This window comes from Variovorax paradoxus EPS (genome assembly GCF_000184745.1).
Taxonomy (GTDB): Bacteria; Pseudomonadota; Gammaproteobacteria; order Burkholderiales; family Burkholderiaceae_C; genus Variovorax; species Variovorax paradoxus_C.
Genome location: NC_014931.1, coordinates 741,421 through 767,614 on the forward strand (window position 1 = coordinate 741,421; position 26,194 = coordinate 767,614).

Below are 26,194 nucleotides of genomic sequence, written 5' to 3' on the forward strand. Positions count from 1 at the left end.
AGACCATGCAGCGAATTAGTCGCTTTTATTTGGGGCACTGTGGCTACCGCACGGCTTGGTTTGATGGGGAGATCCTGCCGCTGACCGACCCGATCACCGACGCCCCCACCGACGCCATCCTCCATTTGGAGAACGGCGGCGGCAAAACGACCTTAATGAGCTTGATCTTTTCTTGCTTCGAGACCGAGCAGAACAAGTTCTTGAAGCACCTTCAAGAGGCGAACAACCGCTTCTCGCAGTACTTTGACCAGACCGGCATCCCAGGCTTCATTGCCGTGGAATGGGTGCTGCCGTCCCGCACGGCCAAAGGAAAACCGATCCGCCTCGTTGTGGGGCAGGCAGTGTCCGTGCGTGCCACCGTGGAGCCGGCGGATGTCGATAGGATCTTCTTTTCGTTCCAGGAACAGGCTGACCTGCGGCTGGAAAACCTTCCGGCGCCGCGGCTCGGCCCGACGCCTGCCGCTAGTCTCGCCGAAGTGTCCCGGTGGCTGCAGGAGCAGAAGGCAGCCAACCCCGACGTCTTCTTCGTCAAGAACCAAGCGGAGTGGAAGAGGCACCTGCAGGTCGACCGGCTGATCGACCTGGAAATGCTGCAGATGCAAGTGGGGTTTTCGGCGCAGGAGGGAGGCTTCGACGCCTTCATCCGCATGAAGAATGAGTCCGAGTTCATTCACCGGTTCTTCTCCCTCACGCTGGACACCACCCGCGCCGATGAGGCGCGCAAGCTCGTGGTCGAGGTCTGCGAAAAGCACAGTCGCAAGCCCGAGTACCAGGCCCGTCATAGCCAACTGACTCTCTTCAGGAGCCAGATGTCCACGTTCGCGGACGCATCCCGCGCCTATTTGGACTCGGTAGCGCAGCAGGGGCAGATCCAGCTTCAGGGCGCCCTGACTAGCCTCGCATTGCAGAAGCGCCAGGTCACATCCGCAGAAGCAGAGAAGGAACATCGCCGGGAGGAGCAGCTGCAGTTGCAGATTCGCCAACTTGCCGACGCCGAGGGCGGCCGGCTGGCGCGGGAGTACACGACGGCATTGCACGTGCTGCACCAGAAAAAACAAGCGATGGCCAAGTTCGAGCGCGAAGCCGCGGACAAGCAGGTGAACGACCTGCAGGACAAGGAGCGGTTCGTGCGCGCCGCTGTTCTCCAGAAGGACATCCTTGCCTGCGAGCAGCGGATCAAGGACCTCGAGGCCGTGGCAGAGGCCCAGGCGGAAGGCCTGAAGCCAATCAAGGATCATGCTGAAGTGCAGGGCTCCTTGTTGCGCGCGGCCCTGTTCCTGGAAGAAACCCGGCTGACCCGGCTGCTGCAGGACCTGACCACCAAGCAGAAGATCAGGCACGACCTTCGCGGAACGCTCGGTGAGGCTCGCGACGATGCCGACCGGAAAGAGCGAGCCCTGGCGCAGGAGCAGTCGAACCTGAATGGCGCCGAGGCCCGTCGAGCCCAGCGCCTGGACGCTTTTGTAGCGGAGGGCCTCATCGAGTCCGTGGAGAGGGATGCGAGCGCTGCGGCGGTCAATTGGCAGCATGCGGTTGTGCAGCACCAACGCGACCGCGAGAGCCACCACGCCACGCGCCGGCAACAGCGGGAGACCGCCAAACAGTTGCGCCGCGAATCCAGGGCCGAGACGGAGCGGGCGGTGCAGCTGGAGCAGGACGTACGCCGGCTGCAGGAGCTCATCGCGCAAGGAGAGCACGCGCGGGAGGCTCTGTCGCAGCATCCCGCGTTGACGGAAGCAGCGGAGGCAGACCTCGCCGATCCGTTCTCGCCAATCCTTCACCAGCGGCTGGCCACGCTAGTGGCCTCCTACAGTCGCCAGATCGCGACGATCGACGTCCGATATGCAGAGCTGAACCTCACCAAGAGCGCGATCGAGAGCACGGGCGTTGCCGGCGCCGGTGCCGAGGTGGCCCACGTGGTGCGCGTGCTGCGGGACGCTGGGGTCCGGTCTGCTCGTCCGTTCAACGAGTACCTGGCCGAAACAATCAAGGATGCGGAGCGGTCCAGAGCATTGGTCCAGAGCGACCCGGGGCGCTTTCTGGGCGTGTGCGTCGCCCGGACTGAATTCGAGAAGGCCGCCGGCGTGGCATGGACCGGCCGGCTGCCCCGCAAGCCCGTCACGGTGTCCGTGGCCAGCCTGGATCCAGCAGCGCCTCAAGCCGACCGCTGCGTGGTTGTCGCCGAGGACGATTCGGCCTTCAACACCGCGGCTGCCGCACAACTCGCCCCGAAGCTCGCCGCGGCCATGGACGCGGACAGCCAAGAACGCAAGGCATTGGAAAAGCGGTATGAGCGCTGCGTAAAGGCACAGCAGGAGCTCGAGTCCTTCTTGGCCACCTATGGGGAAGGGCGCCTGGCGGAAGCTCATGCTAAGGAGCAAGTCACCGCCGAGGACTCGCAGGCAACCCGAGCGCGCGCCGCGAGCCTGGACGAAGACGCTGTCCGGCAGGAGGCGGCCGCTGAAGAAAGCGAAGAAAAGGCGAGACAGAGCGAGGAACAGCGCGCCGCGGCTGCGGAAGCCATGCGCCGAGTGGAAGAATTCATTCGGGACCACGATGCCGGTCGAGCCCAACGCCTGCATCGCCTCGGTGAATTGCCGGCCCTGATCGCTGCCGCAGAGGAAGACCGCGCGGCTGCGGTCGTTGAACTGGAAGAACTGATGGTCGAGGAATCGACGGACGCGACGGTGCGGGCCGAAGAAACGGTTAAGCGCGATGGCATGGCCACGGAGCGCGGCCAGATCGAGTACTACGACAAGAACTACGACGCGGCGAAGCACCTGAAGGAGCATCCGCGCGCCCTGGACATCCTGCGCGGCCAGTACAAGGACGCCGCATCGATCTATCGCACTAAGGAGGAGGATGTACTGGGCAAGCTCCACGAAAAGCTTCAAAGTGAGCGGGACAAGAAGACCGAGAAGGCCAACCAATTCGCCAAGACCTGCAAGGGTGTGACGGCCACGGACATGAAGCCGTACCTGCATGTCGATCACGATGCTGTACTGCGGGAAACGAGCAGTGAGATGGAGCAGGCCCGCGGCACGCAGGTCGACAAAAAAACGATCGAGCAACTAGCGATAAGGGACGCCGAGCGCTGGTACGCCAGCAACAAGAGCCTCGTGAACGCTCCGCCGAATCCTGCGATCGTCGCCATGGGGGTTGATGACCTGCAGGGCGAGGTTGCTCGTCTCGACGAACTGCATAGAGTTGAGGTGACTCGCTCCGAGACGGCAATTGAAGCCGGCAAGCGGGCACGACTGCGTGCCGAGGAAAAGAAGTCGCAGGCCGATATGGATCAGAACGCCGACCAAATGCTTTGCGGCGCCCTGGGCCTCACCGAGCAGACTACCGTCGTGCAGATCGTGGCCGAAACACACGCGCTGACCGGCCTAACTCTCGACGCTGGAGACCCCGTCGTTCTGGAGCAACCTGCCGCCGCGCAGGTCGCTGCCTTGGGCAGGTCGTACGGGCAGAAGGGCGCGGCTGTGAAGAAGCTTGGCAACAAGGCGCGTGAGGAATTCGACGACCTCAAGCAGGCAGCTGCATCACCAGATTTCGCCAAGGCGGATGCGGCCGTTGCGCAGCAGATGCAGGTCAATAGCTTCGAAGACACGTGCCGCGCGGCTGAGAAGATCCTGACCGCCCTGGATGATCGCATCTCTACCACCAAGTCCACTCTCGACACCATGCAAGCGGATTTCGACGCTTGCATCGAGGAGGTGACCGAAGTCGTGCGCATCGCCATCTCGACCCTGAACAAGGCGACCAGCTCCGACAAGCGCGTGCCAGCCGGCGCCCCGTACATCGGGGGCAAGCAAGTGCTGCGGATGCGGGCGAACTTCAGCAACATCAACACGGATCTGCGAAAGCAACGGATGCGTGATTACCTTGACATCCTGGCCGCTAGCAAAGCAATTCCGGTGACCGGCACGGACCTGATCTCTGAATCGGTGATGCGTGTGTACGGCGCCCCGCTCGGCATCCAGATGCTCAAGATGTCGGTGGAGGAAACGGAGCAGTACGTGGTCGTCGACCGGATCTCGAACTCGGGAGGGGAGGGTGTGGTTATGGCCATGTTCCTGTACCTGCTGATCAACGAGCTGAGGGCAGAAAATTACGCCAGCGTCCAGAAGTCCGCCGGGGGGCCGCTGCTGCTGGACAATCCGTTCGCAAAGGTCACCTCGGGGGCCATGTGGAAAGCCCAGCGCCTGCTGGCCGCCTCAATGGGGGTGCAACTCATCTTCGCGACCGCGGTAGAGGACTACAACGCGTTGGCCGAGTTCAACCGATTCGTGCGCCTGCGTAAGGCCGGACCCCATACCGGAACGAGACGCTGGCACCTGGAGGTAGCCAATTACACCTTCACGCCGAAACACGAGGAGGCACCGGCTACGTGAACACATTCCTGAAGAATCTCCGGACATGCCCCCGCCGACGTGTCCAGCTCGATGAGATTCGGCGGCACTTCTACGCTGCCTTCCCTGAGGTGCAAGACAGCGCTCAACGTGGGGCCCAGCTCCTGAAAGGCCTGCAGGAGCTGGAAATCGCCGGCCACCTCAAGCTGCCGGCCCGCGGGAGCTGGGAGAGCTTCGGCCAGCCTCCACTACCGCTTTGGATCACCCTTGCTAGGATTCCGCAGCAGGCCGGCCGCAGGGACTACGGCACTGTCGCCTGGGCGCCGGAACTGGACTTCTGGCCCCGATTGAAGGCTCCGCAACTCGAGGCCTTGATGCCGGTGAACGACTTTCTCCTGCGCCGGCGTGGCCTCCTGCCGTTGGTGCCGGCCAAGGAGCGGTCGCTGGAGATCTTCGGCGACGAGAAGCGGCTGGAACGCATGTGCCAAAGTGGAATGCTTTTTGGCAAGCTCCCGCTTTCAGCTCTGGGGTGCTTCCAGGTCTCCGCGCCTCTTCCGTACCGCCCGGCCGTAGCCCCCGGCCGGCCTGCCCTTGTCCTGGAAAACAAAGACGCGTACTGGAGTTTTGGGGAATGGAATACCACGGCGAACTACTTTTCTGCCGTGGTCTACGGCGGCGGCGAGGCCTTCCAGAGCACCGGAGCGGCCCTCGCCCAGATGATGCGTGAAGTGAGAGCAGGACGCGCCCTGTACTTCGGCGACCTGGATCCGAAGGGAGTTCGCATTCCCTTGGAATTCAATCGAAAAGCCGCCCCCGGCCAGCCGCAGGTTTCCCCTGCGATAGAGCTCTATGCCTGGCTGATATCCAACGGTGTGCGCAGGCCGAAGCCTGAGTGTACTGAAGCTCCATTCGATCTCGTGGCGACCTGGCTTGAAGAGCCGCTGGCATCGGCTGTCCACGCGATCTGGAGGCAAGGGGACTGGCTCCCCCAGGAGGCCTTAGGCTCCGAGACGCTGCAGCAAGGCGTTATCCCTCTTAGTTAGCGCCAAGGTTTGATACCGAAAAAGGCGGAGGGAGTCAGCAGCCAAAGCGCAGTTGCGCCGGTTGCTCTTGACCGCCGGGTCACAAGGCTCCCGAGAAAGGACACGGGAAGTTTTTGGTCTCAGTTGACGGCTACTCGGACAGAGGACAGAGATCCGAAAGAGCATTGCGTGGCAATCAAAGCTTGCGTAACGGCCGGCCAGAAAGGCCCCCGGAAGGGGCGGTCAAACTGGAGACAGTTGATCGTCGTTGACCTGTCGAACAACAGGTTTCGCTGCCAAACGGTCCTCGAGCCTCATGGAGCGAAGGACAGCACGGCCCCCTTGCGTAGTCACTGGGGAAGGCGGCGGCGCTCTGACCAATCGACCCGGGCGTGATGCTTTCGACGTTGGTCCCTAGCTGGCGAAATCGAACGGCGGGGAGACCACGGACCTGCGCGTAAAACCTAGAGTCCAAATCCAAAGCAGGTCACGATGGATGCGGAAACCGCGGGTGCCGAGTTTTCTTATCACGAGGTCTGCACTAACTCGGATGTCGCAGTTCCGAAGTACCGAAGGAGGGCCTTTCAGGCATCCTCTTCTAACAATTCGCGGCTATAGAGCTTCAGCAATTCAGCGTTGCTGATACCCAGTTCCTTTTCCTCGAGCCGTTCCGCGCGCTTGGCCAATAAGGCCCGGATGTGTTTAGACTTCTCTTTCGTTGTGCCATGATGCAGCAGCCGATGGCAGTTGGGGCACAGGGCCACCACGTTGGCCATTACGTCTAAAGAGACGTTGAAGAAGCGCTGGTTGCTGAACGGGATGAGGTGATGAGCCTCTAGATAGGGCTTTTCACCTGCATGCGCGGTGAAGGTTTGGTGACTGGAATCAATCTCACATTTGTAGTCGGCATTGGCCAGCGCATTACCCGCCACGCGAGGGTTGCGCTGATAGCCTTCAGTAGAAGGTGCCGTCTTTTTGAGTGGGGGAATCGGCTCGCCGCCTGGTTTATCCTCGATGGATTGGGCTCGGACTGCCTCTTTCTGTACCTTGCTTTGGTAAAGTTCTTCTGCGGCGGGCGCCAGGTTCCGGTTTTGCTTCCAGGCTAGATAAGACTGTACATAGAACGGTTTGGCATCGTTTCTGGCAACCCGATCGCAGATGGCCTGGTACTCCGTGGCCGAGCGGAACTGGCTGGGGATCTGCAGCCGAAAGAGGTAGCGGCTGGTCTGGCCATCGACAGGAAAGTACCGGGTTGGCGCTGCTCGAAAAATTGCCTGTGTCAACTTCGCGTGGCCCGCATACTTGACCGATTGCGCGGCTGCCATCACCTTGTCGGTTAGCGGCTGCGTCGACATGACGGCCTCGAACAGATCCCACAGCTTGCCAACATCTCCGGCGCTTCGCTCAAACTTGTAGGGGAAGAGCCAGCTTTGCCGGGCGTTGGTGCTTGGGATCCCCAGAAACTGCGTCGGGACCGGCGCGCTTATGCCGAACTTCTCCTTGAAGACGCTCAATATCTTCGCGCGTTCACCGGGAGACTGCTTGTTTACTAGCGCGATGAAGGTCAGCGGATCGATTTCAGTGAGTGGAATTGAGTGCTTCTTCGGGCTCTGGTCGGCCAGCCCTCTCACTTCGCTTGCGGCCAAGATGGCAACCAGTTCGGGTTGCCTGTCGCGGTAGGCCAGCAAATGCCTAGCTAATTCTTCGTAGAACGGAACCCAGTCGAATCCCTCTTCCATGGTTGCTCCTCCATCGTTGTCGGCCCAATTCTGCCGCAACCTGGCATGCGGTTTCGGGCTCAGAGCACTGGAGAATTCAGGCAGAACACCAAGCCCATGAACTCGAATCTCGTTGCTGAGATCCTCAAATTGTTGGTGGTTTTCTTCAAGGCCCCTCTACTTTTTGAAGAGATAAGGACACGGAAAATTGGCTCCATCAAGCGATTCCAACCGAGCCGAAAGCCGATCTGCTTAGTTGAGCTTGCGTAACGAGGTCGAGCTGTGCATCGGTTGGCATACAGCGGCCTCTCCTTCGTTTCGCGTGCTCAAAAGTGAACGAGCAATTCAAGCCGGATGGCTCACCTGCGGCGCCTCTCGAAGGCATATAGCGCGCGAGCCATCCTGAGCATCTGCCAATGCTTGCCGTGGTGATCGTTCTCAGGCCTGCTACCGCAACATCGCAGCGTGAGCTTGTGTCGGGATCACAAAGTTCATTCCGATCGAGCGATCCGGATCTGCCATTTCCAGCAAAGCCTCGAATGCTCGATGAATCGATGGCTGTACAGAGCGTCCCGACGCGTAGTCACGCATGTATCGCATCACAAAGCCGGCCAGCATGTCTGCGAGCTGGAGGCCGACGTGATCTTGGGAGCGTGCAAATACCAGCTCCGCGCTTTCTACAAAGCGAAAGTCTGCGTGGGGAGCGTACACCTTGTTCGCTTGAGCGGCCATTGCCTCTGCCTGACGTTTCGCAATGAAGAGGATGGCATCGAAATGGTGTTGCTCATCATGAATCAATCGAACTGAGCTGAGGTCTTGCTTGCGAGACTGGTTGATGCGGGCATAGATGTGGGTGAGTGAGCCAAGATTGGGCAACATCCAGACAGGCAAGCCTCGCTTGTTATCGTCTGGTGGGGGAAGGAATCGCTTGTAAGCATGGGCATCCTCAAGCTGCATTTCTTCGAAATCCTCCAGACTCTGCGTAGCGCTGTGCCGAATCGCCTTGGCGATATCGCCGCTGACCCCAGTAAGCCAGGGCATCATTTGTAGCGTCTGAAGTGACCGTCGCACCGAATCGTCAGATGGGCTGCGGCATGCATCAAGGAACAAAGAGAAGATGTTGGGCGGGGCGTGCGCGAACAAGCAATCTGCCATCGTGTTTCGCACGAAACTCGATTCTGGCCCTTCCTCAGTTGAGTAAAGGGGCGGCAGCAACTGCCATGTCACCAGGTTTGCACAAATGGAGTAGCGTTTGTCGACAACTTCGACGAACCATGGCCAGTCGCGCTCGCGCACCAGTTCAACGAGATCTACGAAGAGTTCAGGCTTTGAGCGAAGCGCCGATGCTTTGAGTTCACCGGCGAGCAGTCGATGTTGCTGCCTCAGCTGCTCCATGTCGCGATGCAGGTTCGACGTGTCCGGGATACCGACGCAAGCGAGAGTGAAGAAAGGCTGCCCTCCGAAATCCAGACTCGCCGCAGTGTGTATTAGGTCACCGCTGCTGCCGCTCTCGTCAAGGAAATAGTCCATGTGTGCTCTTGCCGTGCGTTCGTTGAGTTCGAGATTGAGAGCTGAAGACTTGCTCATGAACTCTCCGCGGGAGGTTCTTCGGGTCCCGAGGGCGGCACTGGGCGCGTCGCAGCGCACCGCTCCTCGGGAGCGCGCCAATGGCGCAATACCTCGAGCCCGTCGATGCTGCCAACGAGCTGTCGCGCCTTGTCTAGCCGGTCCAGCATCCAGGCTCGCTGTTCGTTGCCAATATGCTCGGCTTCGCGTTCGACAGCTTCAAAAAAATCCATGATGCGTCGGGCTTCGTCCCAAGATGTTATCGCCCGCAAAAGCTCGATCCTCGCATCCGCCCTCATCTTCGCCACCCATGCTCTCTCGGCTTCGAGCTTCGCCTGCTCTCGTTCCTGATCCCACCTTACGCGCTCAATTTCTGCTTGCCGTTCGGCCTCCTCCAGCTTTGCTTGTAGCTCTGGTGCGACGCCCTCTAGCTCGCGGATGATTTCTTTGATGAGGCCGGGAAGCTGCCCATTTTTCGTCTCCCGCCACTGCCGCGTCCAGTTAACTCGCCAGTACGGGCAATAGGCCTGAAGACATCGCCGCCCGGAAATCTGACTCTTCGTGGTGGTCCAGTAGCGCGGCGGTTTGAAACGTCTAACTTGCTCGGGTGTCAATTTCCTCACAGGCAAGTACTTGCCATCGACATACATCATCTCAGTCTCTTCTGTAAGCTCGAAGATAGTGAGACCAATCGGTATCCCCTTGATATAGACAACGGTCACGCGGTCGGGTGACCAGACGGGATGATGGAATCGATTCTTGTTGGGCACGTCACGCTCGTCCACTTCGGAGCGCCGCATCCGAGCGTCCGGAGGCGCTAGGACTACACGGTGGCCACGGGACGTCAGGGCAACAAAGAATTTGTTCGCAAAGTCCAGCGTTTCGTCTAGGAGGCCCTCCCCCACAACAATGTCTGCGAGCAGTCGCTTGTAGGGCCTCAATAGCCCCACTTCGCTGGCGCGGCTCTTCAGATAGAGCTCGCGCACTCCGGCAACCAAGCCATGCTTCGCTTCTGTCGCGAGTTTCTTGGAGCGACCTGGGTGAGCGCCCTCCAAAGAAGGCGGCCGGATGAGCGACGGATACGACGTCGGTAGCTGCAATCCTTTGGACCAGACCGTGGCATCGCCAGGTAGCGCCGTTGGAAGTGATGGGCGTTCTAGTATTTGCCCGTGCTGCAGTTTCGCCCAGTATCCACGGGCGGGTCGAGGAACGCGAAGGTCAGTGCATACCCGAGCCATATAGCTGGATGAAACTCCAAATCGCTTTGCCACTTGCAGCATTGCTTCGCTCCAGACCATCTCATAGAGCTGCTCCCGGGTGACTGACTCCGACACAATCATCCTCCCAAAAAAGGTCTACGGTCGCTGACGAAGGATGCGGAGGCCATTCGATGAAAGCTGAAACGTACCTTGCCATTGGGTAATGATTTCACGCAACCCCTCGCTGTTCAACTCTTGACCATGCCGCGCTTGAGCAGACTCAGGTGCCACTTGTTCGTAGATTCGCCGGTTCGATGCAGAAAACGCTCGAGCCATGTGTAGCCATCCGCCGGCCGCGCTCCAAAGCCATCGACAATACAAGGCTAACAAGTTCAGGAGGGGAACGTGGCCTACATCGTGGTTTGCATCGCCACCCATTGGGGTAGCGCCATGGGCGGCATCAACGTGTTCAACACGGGCTTGGCGACTGGCCTTGCCAAGATCCTCCCGAAGCCTAGCGAGTGCATTTGCGTCGTTGAAGAGCAGCCACCAGTTGAACCGGGCTCAAATGTCAAGCTGATCAAACCGCCCCAATGGAATGCCGAGTCGATCACCGGCGTCGTTTCCGCGGCAATCGAGCACCGACCCACACGAGATGTGGAAGAGATCTTGATCCTTGGCCACGATCTGCACACAGGCAAGATGGCCGTCGACTGCGCGAAGCAACTGCAGCTCAAGATGGGGCGCACCCCAGTGAGATCCGCGGTAGTAAGCCACATGGACTATCACGAGTACGCTCGACGCAAGGGACAGGGCCTGGCGGAAGTCGATCAGAAGTCCTTAAACCAACTCGCCATTGTGGCCAGTGCAGACTACGCGTTTGCTGTGGGGCCGCTGCTGTCGCACAGCTTTCGGGGCGCTCGTAGCAAGTTCGACGACAAGGTGATCGCTTTGACTCCAGGCGCCGCCGTGATTGAACCTCAGCCGGAAAAGGCAACATCGCTCTCGTTCTTCATCGGTGGTCGCCTAGGACTGGAAGACGACCAGATCAAAAACGGGGTGCTGAGTGTGCGCGCGGTGCTGGACGCCTACCGTCTGGAACGGATGTCCAGTCAGCCAGGCCGGTGGCAAACGCGCGGACATTTCTACGCCTGCGGGGTCGACCCGGTGAAGGATGGTGACCTCCTAAAGGCTCTCGAGGAGGAAGTACGCCAGGGGGCTGCCTTCGAGATCGAGGCGATCCCGTTTTCGGATCGCCAAGACGAGGTGCATCGGCACTTGGTTAAGTGCGATGTCGCATTGATGCCCTCTTGGCACGAGGGATTCGGCTTGGCGGGCTGGGAGGCCATATGCGCAGGCGTGCCGCTCGTCTGTTCCAGCCAGTCGGGGTTGGCGCTGCTCATAGCCGAGCTCCGAAGCCAACTGCCCGAGGAGAAGTTCCTTAGCATCGAATCTGTCCAACTAATTGGGGGGGCGCCAGCAGGCATGCCGAACGCCCAGGATATCGAGGCAGTATCGCGAGCGGTTCGAAATGTGATCGCCGACTACCCGGCGCGGAAGGCGGCAGCACTCTCGCTCGCACTCCACATAAAGCGCCTCTTCACCTGGGAAGGATGCGCCTCGACGCTGGTCGGGCCGCTCAAGTGGCCATTGGCGACCTCGGAGGACTGGTGGCAGCGTCAGAGGGCAGCCGACATTGCCTCCGGAAGCAGTGAAGGCGTGGCGAACGCCGATATGGTCCTTGAGGCGCTTGCGGCCTGCCAATCGGGCCTAGTTCAAACCAAGTGGACATTGGCATGTTCAGCATTGAACCTGTTCAGCGACCGCGGTGGAAAGGCCAAGCTGAGCGAGCGCGCGATGCTTAGGAAAGACCTGCTGGTGATCGGTGGAGCGATCGCAGCCGCGGTTCATACAAGACCCGAGCAAGGGAGTTTGCCCATCGTCGACACGGTGTTTCTTGACCTGTGCTGGCGTTACCTCGCGGCTGCTTCAAGGGTAGCAATATCGTTCAGTGAGTTCACTGCGCTGTTACCAAGCGGCTTGCGCGGGGCGATCTTCGGTGATGGATTCTTGCGCCGAGAGTTGCTGTTCTATGTGTCCCGTTTTGCGCCGGAGTTCGACGGCAGGTCCGACGAGCAGGCGACTTCGTTTCTCGCGCCGTTGATCAGAGGCCTGGCCGGTGATCGACCGCTGCTCGTCCGGCTGGCTCGCTTGTCAACGGTATACCCGTCGCTGTGTCGACTGATGCCCATGGATGGCAACGCCGATTTCGACGCCGAAAAGGCTCGATGCGCAAGGGCTCTGAACCGACTCTTCGATTTCAGCCAACTGCTCGAGGAGTCACCGAGTCTCGCATCGACCGCGCTCGCGCTGTCCAGCCTGAAGCCGGACCTTACGCGGCAGTCCATCGACCAGCCAATTGGATTCGTCAAGCGGCTCGGTCCGAGCTACGCCATCACAGGCTCGTGGCGCGGCGACAAGCGATTGGCGGCGGCGATGATGACCGTCACGTTGTCGAGCCGCAATGTTCTCGCGGTGCTAGAAGCGATGGCGGGCGACGAGGAAGAGGCGATCCGTTGGGCGGCGCTCGACTTGGCTTTTTCCCCCATCCTTCGTGCTCGGCTCGAAGCGATGGAGGAGGGCGCAGGTGGCATCAAGGCCCTGCGGACCAACCTCGGCAGGATCGTAGACACCGCCGTCATCACGGGTGACGCCCATCCCTGGCTGGCGCGTGAATTCTTGAGCCACTACTTGGACGAGTACGCCACGCCGACTGTGGCGATTGCTCAGGTGGCAAGGTTCACGCTGGAAGATTTTCCAAGGTCGCGGGAGTTGATGGGACCCGTTGTCGGGCAGGAGGACAGTGTCCTGATGCGACCAATGCACCCGGAAGTCAAAGGTATCCAATCTCGTGCAGGAGAGGTCTTCAAGCGCGTGCTGCTCGTGTTGCCGCCCATCTCGGTAGATCCTACCAGGGGGCGGGCCGCATCGAAGACCAGCACACCGCCGTTAGGCCTGGGCCTACTGGCAACCCATCTGTCTCAAAAAGGGCACGATGTACATCTGGTCGACTGCCATCGCTACCCCGACCTCGCAGAAAAAGTGACGCTATTAGCGAAGACATTTGACCTGGTTGGCTTCACCACAGTTTTCAGCACTGTTCGTGCCACACAGCGGCTGCTTAAGGACATCCGCGGTGCGACACAGCGGCCAATGCTCGTAGTCGGCGGACCGGCGGCAAATCTTGATGGCTGGCGGTATTCAGCGCTGGATCAAGACGACCTCGGAAACTGGGATTTTGCGGTTTCCGATGACGCGATAAGTAACCTCCAACGGCTGGTGGACGCACTCAAGACAACGGACCCATGGCCGATCAGTAACGGCATCGTGGCCAATACCCACAGCACACTCGTTACGCGTCGGGATGTCGATCCCGCGGCTCCGATCAATGACGTCAAGAACGCAACTAGGGAGGATCTCGGTTGGATGAAAGTACAGTTGGACCGCCGGCTGTACACCGGGCCCATAGGCCAGTACGAGCCTGGGTGGACGCGCGCTCTGCGCGGGCGCGTGCACGAGGCTCACATCGTGATGTCAAAAGGCTGCGATTGGAATTGCAGCTTTTGCACAGAACGTCGCGAGCTGAGCGGTGGTGAAGAGCGGCGCGATGTTGAATCTGTGCTGCAGGAAGTGCGACAACTCGCAACAAAATACGCCAGTCTCAGAATTCAATTCATCGACGACAACCTGTTCCCGCAGATTGCATCGCCTCACAACGCCGGTGGCGTCAAGCGAGAAGCAGGCAAGACATGGGCGGTGCAGTTCTTGAGCGGCTTGAAGCAGATTCGTGACGAGATGGATGGCAACCTCACCTGGCGCGGAATCTTCAGGCTTGAGGATTTCGCGGCATACGAGTTGCTCGGCGAAGCGGGAGGGCTCGTGCGCGTGCTGACTGAGGCAGGCTGCAACATGCTGGCCTTTGGCGTGGAATCGGGCGTCGCGGCAAGACGACATTCGATTAAGGCCGGTGGCCGTGAGTTCTCGAACGACGCGATCGCGCGTTTGTTTCGACGCCTTCGTGACGCGGGGATTTTCAGCAAGGCCTACTTCATCATTGGCGGCAAGAAGGAGACCGCCGCGTCCACCGAGGCGACGATCTCCTTCGCAGTCAGCTGCGGCGCCACGCTTGCATACTTTGCGCTGTACAAGGATTTCGTCCCAGCGCGAGAGCAACTGCGCAAGGACCATGGCGTCGGCGCCGCTTCAACCTCCAGCTTGCTCGAGTATGAACAGATGATGCCGAGATGGGACGAGGCGTTTTCTGAATCGGCGAGCGATGCAGCCCCGGCCCAAGTGATGCGGCGTACCGGCCTTCGAATACCCGCCAGCGCTGCTGAGCGTAGAACCTATCAGAAGCTGGCCGGCATCGGCTTCCGCTTTGAGGATCTTGTGAAGTACAACGACTATCACGCGGAAGATGGTCCCGCTGGTGCCGTGCTGCAGAGCGTCACGTGGAGTCAACCCGACGAATTCTTTGGCCTAGTTGAAAAGGCCTATCGAAAGTTCTACCTGCGGCCAGAGTTCGTGTCCGACTTCAGAGCGTTGGTAGCCGCAGGCTACTAGGCAACAGAATGTAGTACGTTGCGGCCGAGAGCGGATGTTGCTAGCCCTACATCTCGACAGGCACGTCAGACAACACTAAGCCGTCGACGGATACAAGGCAGAAGCTATTCCCCCGGAACATTTGGGTGGTGCAGCACGAGAACGGAAGCAAGTTTCCCTCAGCAATTTCAAGCGTCTTAGGTGTGACCATCGAAAAAAGCTACTCCACAGTCTGAGCCTCGAGAGTTCGGATCCCCCCGCATTCCGCCCAAAGCAGCGGTCACGGCCGTTGTCGCTGCCCGATTAGGACGCGGGCGCAGCCGTTGTGTCAGTCGACGCGGCGTCAATCGGAGCAACGTACGTTGGCGCCGCTGGGCCGGCATCAATTTGCGCTCCTGGTTGCACCTCGGTCATAACTCCATTCAGCAGCGCGGCCTGTGCTTGCGAAAGCAGCCTCTGCATTTCCTCGGCCGGCTGGGTGTTAACCCACCAGCAATACAGTAGGCCGAGCAACGGGCTGGTTGCGGTAACTGCCTGAGATGTCTTGTAGATCAGGAGATCCTTGTCCTTGCCGCTCAGACGAAGATGTCCCGAGGCAAGTGCAAATGCGAACTCCAGGGCTGCCTCGCCGTAACTGCGCTCGTGATTGATGAAGATTTTCTCCAGGAATTCCCGAATCATCTCGCTGAGTTCAGCAGCGCCGGAATAGTCGAGTTCGTGCGGCAGGGCCGCCCTCAGCAGGCTGGCTTGGAGCACCCCATCATTGAAGCGCAAGAAGTTCTCCGGATCGAGGACAACCGTCTCGTGGATCGAAGAAAACAGCCTCAGCGAGGGCTGCGCGAATTCGCGCGCATATTGCACAGCAGAGCTCATTGATACGAAGCTCGCGGCGGCAGCATCGCAAGCATCCAGTTCTCCCGGCCGCGGCGTCCAGTAGACGAAGCCGTTGGTCAGTTTCAGGGCCTGATTGTTCGGCGTACGCAGGAAGGTTCTTGCCGCCTCTTCCAACGCGCTGCTGACCAGTGGCAGTGACGCATCGACCATGCTCTTTTCCCAGGGCGATCCTGGAACGTGGCAGAGACGTTCTGCGCGCTGCATCAGCTTGTCAGCGCGAAGCCATGCCGCGCCGCGGCCGGGTTCGGCGCCCGTCGGCAGTACCGACCAGCGCGAAAGAGCGTAGGGACGATCCTTGTTGCCTGACTGGGTCAAAAACAAGCTTAGCCGGTTCCAGGCATCCGAGGTGCTCGGTAGCGCGATGCCGACAATGAAATGGCGGCTCGCGTCGGGGACCATCTCTCTAAGGTCACGCGCAAGCGAGCGCAAGGCGTGACCGTTGCCGACTATGGGCGCGCAAACGAGCACCCCCTTGACGGCGTCTGGCCGCAGGCTCAACACATTATCGGCGGCGAGCACGAGCGGGTTCCTACCTGTACAGGTCGAGATCTGGGCTGCGGCCAACTCCGCAACGGTTTTCGCACCGTTGCCACCGACGAATATCACGTGCGTCACGCTCACGGGCGTTTTCAGGCGCACTTCTTCAACGAGCCACTTGACTAAGGCAGGGTTGCCCGCAACTGCGTTTTCATCAAGGCCCACCAGGTCCACTGCAGGCGAGTCTTGGGAACGCTGCTTGTTCAGGCTGCATGCCTGCGCGTGACTGAAGTTCGCAAGCAGCGTATCGAGCTCGCCGCGTTTGTGCATTTTGGTCAGCACGACCGAACGTGGCTTTTTCCCTCGAGCTGCAAAATATTCGCCGGCCAGTTCGATCACCGAGGTGCCCTGGCTGGAAACGTTACTCGGCGCCGGTGTCTTGCTCTCGCGATCTCGCGCGTACACAACGCTGCCGTGCCGATCCTGGTCAGACATGTCCAGGATCGTGATGATTGCCTCCTCGGGGACCTTGGCCTCGGCTAGCTGTTTGGCCATCGAACCGGAAGTCGACGCGCTAATCAGTACCACCTCCGTGGATCCGACGATGCTGTACAGCCCGCTCACGCCACCATGGGAGTGGAAGCTATCGATTTCCCATGCGACATGTGGTGCCGGTCCGCTGGACAACACTATGTCCTCCATAGCTCTGGCCACAGCATAGATGCCCATCGTGTCGATGTGAACGGTGCGAGTGGAGCGCAGTCGTGGCCAGGCCACAGCGCAAACGGCCAGAGCTACAAAGTACGCGTCTGTTTCGTCCTTCAGGAGTTCGCTGGCCAGCAGGAATTGGCTGGACTCCCGCTTGGACGGGTGCCGAAAGACATGGCCCGGTGGAGCCTCTTGGAAGGCGCCGTGCAGTTCGACCAGATCCTCGAGTCCTCGCCGTACGAGCATCGCCACGTCGAGCAGAAAGTCAGAGCGGGAGTCCGCGCTCCGATGCTGCTTTCGAAAAACACCATCTGAAAAACTCCAGATGGACAATTCCTTGAGATAGTCTACCGCTTCAGTTCTGCCTCGTTGCTTCAGGCCCTCGGCGCGCAGCGCGCTACCTTGCCATGCTTTGATCAACGCCTCAGTGTGTGCGCCGAAGGACACCAGTGCGACTGCGTCAGGCAGCGGATCATCGGTTTTGAGCGCGTCCTGCAGCGCGTCGTCTACTACGTTGATATCGAGTGCAGCTCGGCCAAAGAAAATAGTGAGGACGTCGATGGTCTGGCCCGAGGCAAGACATACTGTTCGCTGGCGAAAAGAGAGGCTGCGCTTCATTCGGCAAACCGTGGGACCGGAATGAACACGGTGATTAGCGTGCCTGTGACACGCTGGAGCTTTCGTTCACTGCCAAACCAGTCTTCAAAGTTCTCGCATACATCACCGTGATCGACGCCTGGCGCAAAACTGCGAAAAATTGCCTGCCGTCCCGAGCGCACCCGGACGAAACCGAAAGCCTGGGCGACTTCGCTCAGAACAGCGCGCAGGCCACCACCCGTGCCGTGCTCACGCTTGGAAGTCACGTGCATGCGAAGACAGGTACGCAGTGCATCCCGCTCCTCGTCCAAGGGGATGTCGAAGTATTCCTTTCCGGCGAGTCGGGCAGCCATGCCGGGGCCCGAGTCGAGGAAACTGAAGCACAGCCCCTGCACCTGCCTTTGCTGCGGCTGGATGGCCGCTAGAGCCGCCCAGTAGTCGCGCAAAGACTCGTTGACGAGCAAGTCGTTCTGCGACTCGGCGTCGGATATGACCGCCCATCCGGCGATCAATAACTCGACGTGGCGTCGATAGGCGGTTCCGTCGAGCTGATGGGTTGCATGGTCCTGCGTGTTCTCGAACAACTCGTGCGTCAAAAGCGCGAGCGCAGAAACCGTCTGGTCGTCCAACTCGGCGGTTGGAGCGGCTTTGGCCGCCAAGGCCTTGACCGTCGTCTTCAGTCCAAACTTGCTCTTCACTCCGCTGGGGGACGGCGAGTCGAACAACGGCTTCAGATACTGACGCTCTGCGCCACTAACGCACAGCAGATCGATTTGGCGTCCCTTGATTAGCTCGTCGTACTCCCCATGGAATGCCGCATCAACACGAGGGGCTCCAAGGGCCAATGCAATCGGCCTAGGAATTTGCGTGTCGCTCACCCGAATGCCGCCCGCAGTTGCGATCGCCGCGATGCCGACGGAGTAATCGCATGCTTCTCTCAGCACTGGAATGACTTCGGTCGAAGCGTTAGACAGCAGACGAAGATTTGAATCTGGGCTCAAGCGAGCCCATGTGAGCAAGAGCTGCAAGTACGCCGCATCCCTGAGCGGACCTCGCCGTTTGCTCAACGCGCTGGCATGCACCGCAAGGTCGTAGTTTCGGCGGGCAAGCACCATTGTGAGCCCAGCCTCGATCTCCTCTAAAGAGTCGATGCCTTGAAGCCGAAATTCTTGCGTGACGCTCATTCGATGTGCCTGGGATCGGAGTTGGGTTTGCGCGTTCTCGTTCTTCTACGAGGATAGTACTCGACAGCGCCGGATGTCCGTTGCCATGGAGCCTTGGCGATTCGCAACGATGGCGCGGCGCTCTCAAGATCTCGTTTCCCGCTTTTGTTCAGCCTTGCATCCGTTCAGGACTTGAGGTTGCTGCGTGTCGGGATGATCGCCGCGGCCTGCCGACTGGTGATGATTTCATGGCACACCTAGGTCTCATAGGCGCCATCGGGGCTCACCCGAATGAAGCGACTCGTCCGCAGGAATCTATGTCAACTCTGGCCACATGGATGCGTCCCCAATGGCGTTGCCCCTTACCTCGATGTTGTGAGATGTGGGAGTTGATGTCCAGGTGCACCTTGCACGACTGCTAATGGTTGCGCCATTCCATCTTCACTTAACCCCCTTAGGCGGCTCGCCGAACAGTCCACACTCGGGGTTCGAATTACCCGTAACGCATACCTCTGCGGAAGGACCCGTGCCGTTGGTCTGCCCGCCCGACACCTCGTTGAGCCGCAACAGCACGCTCGCGAGGCCGCCGCTATTGAAGCCCTCACTCACGCGCATTCGGTCTCCGCTGCTTTCTCAGCGGCGCGCTTGACCCGTGCGGTGAACGCGAGATAGCTCTCGCCTTGCCCTACCGAGAACGCCGCTTCGTCCCATGCAGTGAGGCCGAGGGAGCACGCCTTCGCATCGATGCCGCTGCGCGTCTGGTCCCACGCAACATCAGAAAAATCTGGACTCGCGCCGATCTCCTCTGCTTCCCGCACCAGGCGCTTCACGATGCCAAGCAGGTATGCCATCCCTTTCGGCGGACTTGCCTTGACGCAGACCTCCGCGGCCCCCTCAAAGATCTCCACGCCGACACCTGCCTCGACCAGATCGCGCAACTTCGGATCCGACGGGTTCACGTCAGTCACGCCCTTTGCCCGGATGGCCTTGCAAACAGCAGCCACTTTCTTTGACGTCCGGGCTTCACGCTCTGCACTGGCCATCGCGTCCGGCGTCGTTCCTTCCGCCTCGCTCTCCCCCTCAACTGTGGATGCAGCGATAGACGGGCCTCGATGACTGCGAGAGGCTTCGCCACCATTGGCCGCATTCCCAGTCTCGCGCTCCCGCTGCCGACGTTTTCTTTCCGCGCCTCCCTCGTCTTCGCGCTCCCTCTTGGGCTGACGCCGCTCCCAAGCCACCAGACGGCCGGTGTCTTTGGCGATCAGCCCTTTGTCCTGCATGAGTCCGTAGACCCGCTGCGCGACACCTTCCTCCACCTCGAGGTAAAAGTCCATCGATTCGAAATCCGGCACCCCGGGATTGCCTCGGTCCTCGGACGTGCTCGCCGCCTCCAGCAGATGGACCCAGATGGCGATCACCTGCGCCATGGACACGCCAGCCTTCTTGGCGATCAACCCGAGCTTCGGATCGGTGACCGTCCCGTGATGCCATCTGAACCAATGCATATCCGCCATGACGCGTCAGACCTCCGATGCCTGCGTCTCGGTGAGCTTGGGGGACCGCACATGGGCGCCATTCGCAGAGTCGACCTGCTCGACGATCCATGCGTCGATAGACGACTTGAGCCACACGGTGCATCGGCGACCCAAGGACACGCTGCGCGGAAATTTCCCGGCCGACATGCGCGCGTAGATCGCGCTCTTCTTCAGACACACGCGGCGCTCGACCTCCTGGATGCGGAGAAAGCGATCTCCTGGCGCTGCTTTGAGGACGGGTGGGGCTTGCATGTGGACAGTTTCGGAATTGAACATGGAGCGAGGATCGCGCAGCAAAGCTGACATCGACAAGGCACGCGATGTCACCTCGACACCATTTCCAGATCGGCTGCGCAGCGGTCTTGAGGTCCGCTCGCTTCACGCTTGGCCGCCTCCTTGACGCGCCGCAAGTACGCCGGCCAGTGCTCGCGATCGGGACCGAGGTTGAACTCTCGCCACCGCCCGATGCCAAGCGCTTCGGCCTTGGCCTCGATGCTGGCCCGGCTTTGGTCCCAGGCAGCTTTCGGCATACCCGGTCGCTCGCCAATGTCCGCAGCCTCCCGCAACTGGCGCTCCACGATGCCAAGCAGGTATTCCACGCCCTTGACGGGGCGCGCCTTGGTGCAAATCTCGGCGGCGTTCACGAAGGTCTCCACGCCGACGCCTTTGTCGATCAGCGCGCGCAGCTTCGGATGCGACGGGCTCACATCGGTCACTCCCTTGGCCCTGATTGCCCGGCAGACGGTTTCCGCTTTCGTGGAGTTTTTCGATTCTTCGCCCCCCACTTCCCCCGCTTGCGGGGGGTAGGGGGGTGTTTTCTTATCTCTTCTCCTCTCCTCTCCTCTGGGTGTGACTTGGCGGGACGTGGCGTGACATGGCGTGACATTGATCGATTCGGTGTGACTTGGCGGGACAACAACCGTCACGCTTGCCCCTTCGCGTTCACGCTGACGGCGCTTTCGTTCAGTGCCGTTGTCGTCATCGCGTTCGCGTTTGGGCTGTCGCCTTTCCCATGCGGCAAGGCGCCCTGTGTCGCTGTCGATCAAGGCCCGGTCTTGCATGAGCCCGTACACGCGCGCGGTGGTGCCCTCATCCACACCGAGAGCAAAGTCGATGGCCTCGAAGTCCGGTGTGCCCGGGTGGCCGCGCTCCTCGGACGCGCTGGCCGCCTCCAGCAAGGTGGCCCAGATCGCGATGACCTCGGCCACAGACGTGCCCGCCTTCTTCGCGATCAACCCGAATTTCGGATCGGTGACCGTCCCGTGATGCCACCGGAACCAATGCATGTCCGCCATGGCGCTCAACCCCTCGAAGCTTGATTTGCGCCACGGGCTGCGGGCAAGACGGCCAGGTTGTTGGCCCTCTCGATCTGCTCGTCGATCCATCCGTCGATGGAAGACTTCAGCCACACCGTGCATCGACGGCCCAGCGAGATGCTTCGCGGGAATGCGCCGGTTGCCATGCGCGCGTAGATCGCGCTCTTCTTCAGACACACGCGGCGCTCGACCTCTTGAATCCTGAGAAAGCAGTCGCCTGGCGCGACTTTGAGAGGGGTGGGCGACTCCATGCGGACGGTTTCGGAAGTGAACATGGGAGGAGGATCACCCAGAGGAGGTGACATTGAGGAGGCCCAAGATGTCATCACCGGCTCCTCATCCATGGCGGCGTGCGCTGTCCAGCACCTCGCATTGGCGCTCGATCTGAGCGCCAAGAAGTCCCAGCGAAACCGACATGAGCCGTTCCAGCGCGCCGCGGTGGCATGCGTTGAAGAAGGGCGCAGGGCTTGCGTCGGAACAAGCCGCTTCGCGCCGGTCTTCGTCCCAGGAAAGCAGTTGGGCGAGCATGTGGGTGCCTTGCACCACGTCGCGCGCATCGTTCAGAAATTCGGCGAGCCGTTGCTGCGGAGGGCTGAGCCCGTCCCCTCGAACCCATTCGAAGGGCTTGAATTGAGCGGTGGGACGATAGCTCGCGAACGAGCAGCCGGCGTCGGCGCCAGCGTTAGAAGATTCGGCCATGGGCCTCCAAGGATTGCGGTTTGCTACAACCGCCGTCCTCTCTTCCAAAAGAGGGCGGCAGCTCGAACGGGTTGGAAGACCGGGCAATCCTTGCGGAAACCGGCAGGGCTCGCGCCCTCCCATTCGAGCCGCCAAAAATGGAGCGCGAACGAAAAAGCCGCAGACCATGTGCGGTGACTGCGGCTTTCGTCGCAGGATTGCAGCGGGCTTCCAAACCCGACCTCGCTCATCACGAGGCGAGAGAACTTTAAGCGCTCTCGGCTGTTCCCGTCAAGCCGCGCGCAGCTTCACCACGTCGGCACCTCGGCGCAGTTCATCGAGGTAGTCGGCCCATTTCTGCATCATCGAAAAACGTTCCACGCGAAACTCTGTGCGGTTGTAGGCGCGGCCGAGACTGTCTTTGACGGCGTGGGCTAGCTGCGCCTCGATCACCGATTCGTCGACGTTGAGGCGCTCCGCCAGGATGGTGCGCGCGGTCGCTCGAAAGCCATGGGCTGTCACTTCGTCTTTGCCGAAGCCCATTGCGCGCAGTGCGGCGTTGATGGCTGCATCGCTCATGGGACGTTCGTGGCTGCGCTCTCCCGTGAACACATAGGCGCTGCGTCCGGTCAGCGGGTACAGATCGCGCAAAGCCTCAACAGCCTGCGTCGACAACGGCACCAGGTGCGGTGCGCCATGCAGCTTGCCGACCTTCTTTCGCTTCATGCGCGCCGCGGGCACGGTCCACAGCCCGGCGTCGAGGTCGATCTCTTCCCACTTCGCGTGCCGCAGCTCGCCCGGACGCAGCAAGATCATGGGGGCCAGCTTCAGTGCAGTCCGCACAACGTGCGTCCCCTTGTAGCCATCGCAGGCGCGCAACAGCTCGCCCAGGCGCTTGGGGTCGGTGATGGCCGGGAAGTGCTGCACGAGCGGCTTGCGCAACGCGTCCTTCAGGTCGCGGGCCGGATTGCTCGTCGCGCGGCCTGTAGCGACGGCGAAGCGGAAGACCTGGCCGCAGTTCTCCAGCGCGCGGTGTGCAGTCTCAACCACGCCGCGAGACTCGATGCGACGGATGACCGTCAGCAGCTCGGGCGGGTCGATCTGCGCAATGGGGCGCTTGCCGATGTAGGGGAACACGTCGTTCTCCAGCCGCCCGATGATCTTGACGCCGTAGCTGTCGGCCCAGTCGGCGCGGCGCACCTCGTACCACTCGCGCGCGACATGCTCGAAGCTGTCGAGCACAGGCAGGCCGGCCTCGGCGCGTGTCGCAGCTTCACGGGCCTGGACATGCGCAGCACGGACGGCCTTTCTGGCCTCGCTGGGGTCTATGCCTTGGGCCACCTTCCTGCGCGCGTCCTCAGCTCGCTCGCGGGCCAGGCCGATACCGATGGTGGGGTAGGTGCCGAGCGAGAGCGTTTTGCGCTTGCCGGCGATGCTGTAGTCGAAGCGCCATCCGTGGGCGCCGCCGTTCACGAAGAGCAGGATGTAGAGGCCATCGCCGTCGGAAATGCGCCTGCGCGGATCGCCGGGTTTGATGGATCGGAGAGAGGTGTCGGAACCGATTAGATTTCTTGGCATAACAGTTTTTCGGGTGCAGTAAGTGATGCAGGAACTCAGATTCACACCCGAACAAAATTCTAGAGCTGGCGCGGCCTCCGAGGCATCTTTCGACGGAGCCCCAGGCCACCAAATTCGTAAGGCGCTATAGCTATCAAAGCTGTAGCGCCTTTTTCGTTTTTGCTCCCATGCTGGTATTTCGACAGTTTCGCGATATCAGATCCCGGCCGAAATATCGGACATGGTCCGAGCAAATTGAAAGGCTCGCCGTGAAGAGCAAGAGCTGCTTTCATGACTTCCGATTCGGGGCATAGGCGACTTCCGCAGTGCCGACCGGAAGTTGAAGTGGGCACACCTACTGCTTCGCAGGCTGCGGCGCGCTCTGGCTCTGCGCGGCCGGCGGCGGGGACGGTGCCTCGCCGCGCTTGTCCACTGCATAGAAATACGCCAGCGCGCCGAGGAAGATGAGTACCGCGGCGCTCGCGCCCCAGGCGAACACGCGGCGGTTGTCGCGGTCGTCGCTTGTTTCCCGGCGCTCGCGGTGTTCGTCGCGGTGGGTTTCGCGATGGGTGTTGGTGGGTGGGTTGTTCATTGCCGATCTCCTTTGAGCCAGCATTCGAGCGACCTGCGGGGCGAACTGTAGGAGCGCGCCGCCGTTGGGATGCGGTTGTCTTCTACATGTGCGGCGGCACCCGCGCCTAGCGTTGGAAGCGAACGGCAAGCACCGGATCGCGAGTGCTTCGCCCCGTCACTTCACAGGAGATGCCCCATGGCACAACCGGATTTCGACATCCCCGTTCCAGAGAAAGCCGACTCGCTGCGCGCGCGCCTGCAGGCGCTGGCCGAGCGCGTCGGCGTGCTGGCCCCGGGTGCTCCGCTCACCGACGAACTCGTGGCGTTTGCCGAAGGCGCGATCGACATGGCGCGCGACGGCCGCCAGCGACTCCCAGCAGATCGCGCAGCCTGAAATACCTCGGGCCGAGCACCAGCGCCGGCGTGCGCAACCGCATGCCGCCCGGAGCGCTGCGGTGGCGGGTCTACGCGCCGGAAATGTCGAGTTCGATCCACGCCGGCGCGTGGTCGCTCGCACCGGTGCGCCCGCGCACGTCGCGGTCCACGCCGGCGCTGCGAAGCATCGGCGCAAGTTCGGCGTTCAGCAGCAGATGGTCGATGCGAAGTCCGGCGTCGCGCGGATAGCGGTTGCGCCAGTACGTCCAGAAGGTGAAGGGCACGCGGTCGGGATGTGTCGCGCGAATTGCATCGGTCCAGCCTTGTTTCAGCAGTTGCGCGAACGCCGCGCGGCTTTCGGGCTGCAGCAGTGCGTCGTCGCGCCACGAGGCCGGGTTGTAGATGTCGGCATCGGTCGGTACGACGTTGTAGTCGCCGGCCAGCACGACGGGCATGCCGCTCGAAAAGAGCTTCTTCGCATGCCGGTTGAAGGCTTCGAACCACTGCAGCTTGTAGTCGAACTTCGGCCCCGGCTGCGGATTGCCGTTGGGCAGGTAGAGGCAGCCGACCAGCACGCCGCCGACCACCGCCTCGATGTACCGGCTCTGCGTGTCGGCTTCCATGCCCGGCAGGCCGCGCCCGGTGTCGATCGGCTCCCGTCCGCGCGCGAGGATGGCGACACCGTTCCATGCACGCTGCCCGTGCGCGACGATGCCGTATCCCGCACCGCGGATCGCATCGACCGGCAGGGCGGCATCGGGAGACTTGAGTTCCTGCAGGCAGGCGACGTCGGGCTTCGATTCATCGAGCCATTCGAGCAGGCGGGCGAGGCGGCTGTTGATGCCGTTGACGTTGAATGTGGCGATCTTCATCAGGGGCATGCCGAGGGATAGGAGGGCGCGACAAATGAGCGCTTGAAATCGTCCGCCCTTTGGTCCCGGCAGTTCCGGCCATGTGGCCGGTGCTTACCCGACGCGGTTCTCGATCGGCTCGGCAGGCGCTCGCGAGCGAAGCTCGAAGGCCGGACGCCGCCTGCGCTCGCGCTGCACCGGTGGTGCGGCCACGGTGGGCTGCGCTGTTGCGCCGAGCGCGCCCCACAGGCCGGCGAAATGAACGTCCGCCTCCTTGCGCAGCCTGGCGATCTGCTCGATGCGGGCGTCCGGAATGCCCAGGCGCCCGCCTTGCGTGCGCTGGTGAAGTTGGTGAATGGCCGTGTAGGCGGCGGTTTCTGCTGCCATCCAGGCGACGAATGCAGCAGGGGCGGGGTCTTCGGCCATCGGTTTCCTTCAGTGGTGTCTATCTATCTGCGCGCGGCGACATGGAATCTAGAAGCCTTCCGGCAACCATTTGTAGGCGGCCGCCTTCAAGGTGCGCCGGAATACGCCGTCCCGCATCCCGTGACAGGCCAACGGGCACCTGCTCAGGCGTCGATGTCGATCAGGGCCAGCCCCGTCTCGGGGTTGCAGGTCTTGCGCAGGTAGCCGGGCGACTCGATCAGCAGCACCTCGAGCGTCGGCTGCACGGTGGCCTGGAGCACGTGGCCGCCGATCGTGCTGCCATCGCGCCGGCCCAGCACCGCGTGCGCATGCACCTTGGGCCGATCGCCGTCGAGCGCGATGTCACCGTTGAAGGAAAGCACCTCGACCTGCTCCTGGACCGGAATCCGCTCGTACTCCTTCCGCTCCCAGTCGAAGTAGCCGAGCACCGCGCCACGCAGCGCGCCGATGGCGCTGAAGCGGCTGGCCGAGAGCGCGTTGTCCTCCGCGAATTTCTCCAGGAGGGAGACGACGTCGTCTCCCTTGTCGAAGACCAGCGCGATGGTGCGCTCGGGGCTGGTGTTGAGGATCTTGGATTTCATG

19 protein-coding genes are annotated in these 26,194 nt (G+C 61.2%); 4 read left to right on the top strand and 15 right to left on the bottom strand.

The window, feature by feature from the left end; genetic code table 11:
- The first annotated feature begins 5 nt into the window (after positions 1 to 5).
- Together VARPA_RS03290 and VARPA_RS03295 are read left to right on the top strand one after the other, a co-directional pair.
- A complete protein-coding gene (locus VARPA_RS03290; RefSeq protein WP_013539122.1) occupies positions 6 to 4,397 on the top strand; it encodes a hypothetical protein in 4,392 nt (1,463 codons plus the stop codon).
- Positions 4,394 to 5,398 carry a Wadjet anti-phage system protein JetD domain-containing protein gene (locus tag VARPA_RS03295; RefSeq protein ID WP_013539123.1) on the top strand — a complete coding sequence of 335 codons (1,005 nt, stop codon included), beginning with the start codon at positions 4,394 to 4,396 and terminating at the stop codon, positions 5,396 to 5,398. The genes VARPA_RS03290 and VARPA_RS03295 overlap by 4 nt, the downstream gene beginning before the upstream one ends.
- Positions 5,399 to 5,961: 563 nt before the next feature.
- Here VARPA_RS03295 and VARPA_RS03300 read toward each other — a convergent pair.
- The 3 genes from VARPA_RS03300 to VARPA_RS03310 all read right to left on the bottom strand — a co-directional run bounded on the left by VARPA_RS03300 (position 5,962) and on the right by VARPA_RS03310 (position 9,941).
- A complete protein-coding gene (locus tag VARPA_RS03300; protein WP_013539124.1) occupies positions 5,962 to 7,116 on the bottom strand; it encodes an HNH endonuclease in 1,155 nt (384 codons plus the stop codon).
- A gap of 426 nt (positions 7,117 to 7,542) precedes the next feature.
- A complete protein-coding gene (locus VARPA_RS03305; protein WP_013539125.1) occupies positions 7,543 to 8,682 on the bottom strand; it encodes a DUF3800 domain-containing protein in 1,140 nt (379 codons plus the stop codon).
- On the bottom strand, positions 8,679 to 9,941 hold the full coding sequence (locus tag VARPA_RS03310; protein WP_167330534.1) for a hypothetical protein: 1,263 nt from the start codon (positions 9,939 to 9,941) through the stop codon (positions 8,679 to 8,681). The genes VARPA_RS03305 and VARPA_RS03310 overlap by 4 nt, the downstream gene beginning before the upstream one ends.
- Before the next feature lie 324 nt (positions 9,942 to 10,265).
- Between VARPA_RS03310 and VARPA_RS03315 the strand changes: the two genes are divergently transcribed.
- Complete coding sequence (locus VARPA_RS03315; RefSeq protein ID WP_013539127.1) at positions 10,266 to 14,483, top strand: B12-binding domain-containing radical SAM protein; 4,218 nt, start codon at positions 10,266 to 10,268, stop codon at positions 14,481 to 14,483.
- Positions 14,484 to 14,765: 282 nt separating this feature from the next.
- Here the strand turns inward: VARPA_RS03315 and VARPA_RS03320 are convergent, their stop codons facing one another.
- From VARPA_RS03320 to VARPA_RS03360, 9 genes are all read right to left on the bottom strand, one after another.
- Positions 14,766 to 17,159, bottom strand: a complete 2,394-nt coding sequence (locus VARPA_RS03320; RefSeq protein ID WP_013539128.1) for a hypothetical protein — start codon at positions 17,157 to 17,159, stop codon at positions 14,766 to 14,768.
- Complete coding sequence (locus VARPA_RS03325; protein ID WP_013539129.1) at positions 17,156 to 18,322, bottom strand: hypothetical protein; 1,167 nt, start codon at positions 18,320 to 18,322, stop codon at positions 17,156 to 17,158. The genes VARPA_RS03320 and VARPA_RS03325 overlap by 4 nt, the downstream gene beginning before the upstream one ends.
- Positions 18,323 to 18,906: 584 nt before the next feature.
- Positions 18,907 to 19,815 carry a hypothetical protein gene (locus tag VARPA_RS03330; RefSeq protein WP_013539131.1) on the bottom strand — a complete coding sequence of 303 codons (909 nt, stop codon included), beginning with the start codon at positions 19,813 to 19,815 and terminating at the stop codon, positions 18,907 to 18,909.
- Positions 19,816 to 19,821: 6 nt separating this feature from the next.
- Positions 19,822 to 20,088 (bottom strand): helix-turn-helix transcriptional regulator, encoded by a 267-nt coding sequence (locus tag VARPA_RS03335; RefSeq protein ID WP_234974929.1) that lies wholly within the window; start codon positions 20,086 to 20,088, stop codon positions 19,822 to 19,824.
- Between the two features lie 71 nt (positions 20,089 to 20,159).
- Entirely contained in the window at positions 20,160 to 21,131 is a 972-nt protein-coding gene (locus tag VARPA_RS03340) for a hypothetical protein (protein WP_013539133.1), read from the bottom strand.
- Positions 21,132 to 21,136: 5 nt separating this feature from the next.
- Positions 21,137 to 21,427: a helix-turn-helix transcriptional regulator gene (locus VARPA_RS03345; protein ID WP_013539134.1), complete on the bottom strand. Its 291-nt coding sequence runs from the start codon at positions 21,425 to 21,427 to the stop codon at positions 21,137 to 21,139.
- A 61-nt stretch (positions 21,428 to 21,488) separates the two neighbouring features.
- The gene (locus VARPA_RS03350) at positions 21,489 to 21,851 is read right to left on the bottom strand and encodes a hypothetical protein (protein ID WP_013539135.1); all 363 of its coding nucleotides are present in this window, start codon (positions 21,849 to 21,851) and stop codon (positions 21,489 to 21,491) included.
- Between the two features lie 270 nt (positions 21,852 to 22,121).
- Positions 22,122 to 23,408, bottom strand: coding sequence for a tyrosine-type recombinase/integrase (locus VARPA_RS03355; RefSeq protein WP_013539136.1), 1,287 nt, complete (start codon positions 23,406 to 23,408; stop codon positions 22,122 to 22,124).
- A 334-nt stretch (positions 23,409 to 23,742) separates the two neighbouring features.
- Entirely contained in the window at positions 23,743 to 23,979 is a 237-nt protein-coding gene (locus tag VARPA_RS03360) for a hypothetical protein (RefSeq protein ID WP_013539137.1), read from the bottom strand.
- Positions 23,980 to 24,156: 177 nt separating this feature from the next.
- Here VARPA_RS03360 and VARPA_RS03365 point away from each other — a divergent pair, with 177 nt between their 5' ends.
- On the top strand, positions 24,157 to 24,354 hold the full coding sequence (locus VARPA_RS03365; protein WP_013539138.1) for a hypothetical protein: 198 nt from the start codon (positions 24,157 to 24,159) through the stop codon (positions 24,352 to 24,354).
- Between the two features lie 70 nt (positions 24,355 to 24,424).
- Here the strand turns inward: VARPA_RS03365 and VARPA_RS03370 are convergent, their stop codons facing one another.
- The 3 genes from VARPA_RS03370 to VARPA_RS03380 form a co-directional block, all read right to left on the bottom strand.
- Positions 24,425 to 25,207, bottom strand: a complete 783-nt coding sequence (locus VARPA_RS03370; RefSeq protein WP_041943239.1) for an exodeoxyribonuclease III — start codon at positions 25,205 to 25,207, stop codon at positions 24,425 to 24,427.
- A 93-nt stretch (positions 25,208 to 25,300) separates the two neighbouring features.
- Positions 25,301 to 25,612: a hypothetical protein gene (locus tag VARPA_RS03375; RefSeq protein WP_013539140.1), complete on the bottom strand. Its 312-nt coding sequence runs from the start codon at positions 25,610 to 25,612 to the stop codon at positions 25,301 to 25,303.
- 143 nt (positions 25,613 to 25,755) lie between these two features.
- Positions 25,756 to 26,193: a PPC domain-containing DNA-binding protein gene (locus VARPA_RS03380; RefSeq protein WP_013539141.1), complete on the bottom strand. Its 438-nt coding sequence runs from the start codon at positions 26,191 to 26,193 to the stop codon at positions 25,756 to 25,758.
- Between the last annotated feature and the right edge of the window lies 1 nt (position 26,194).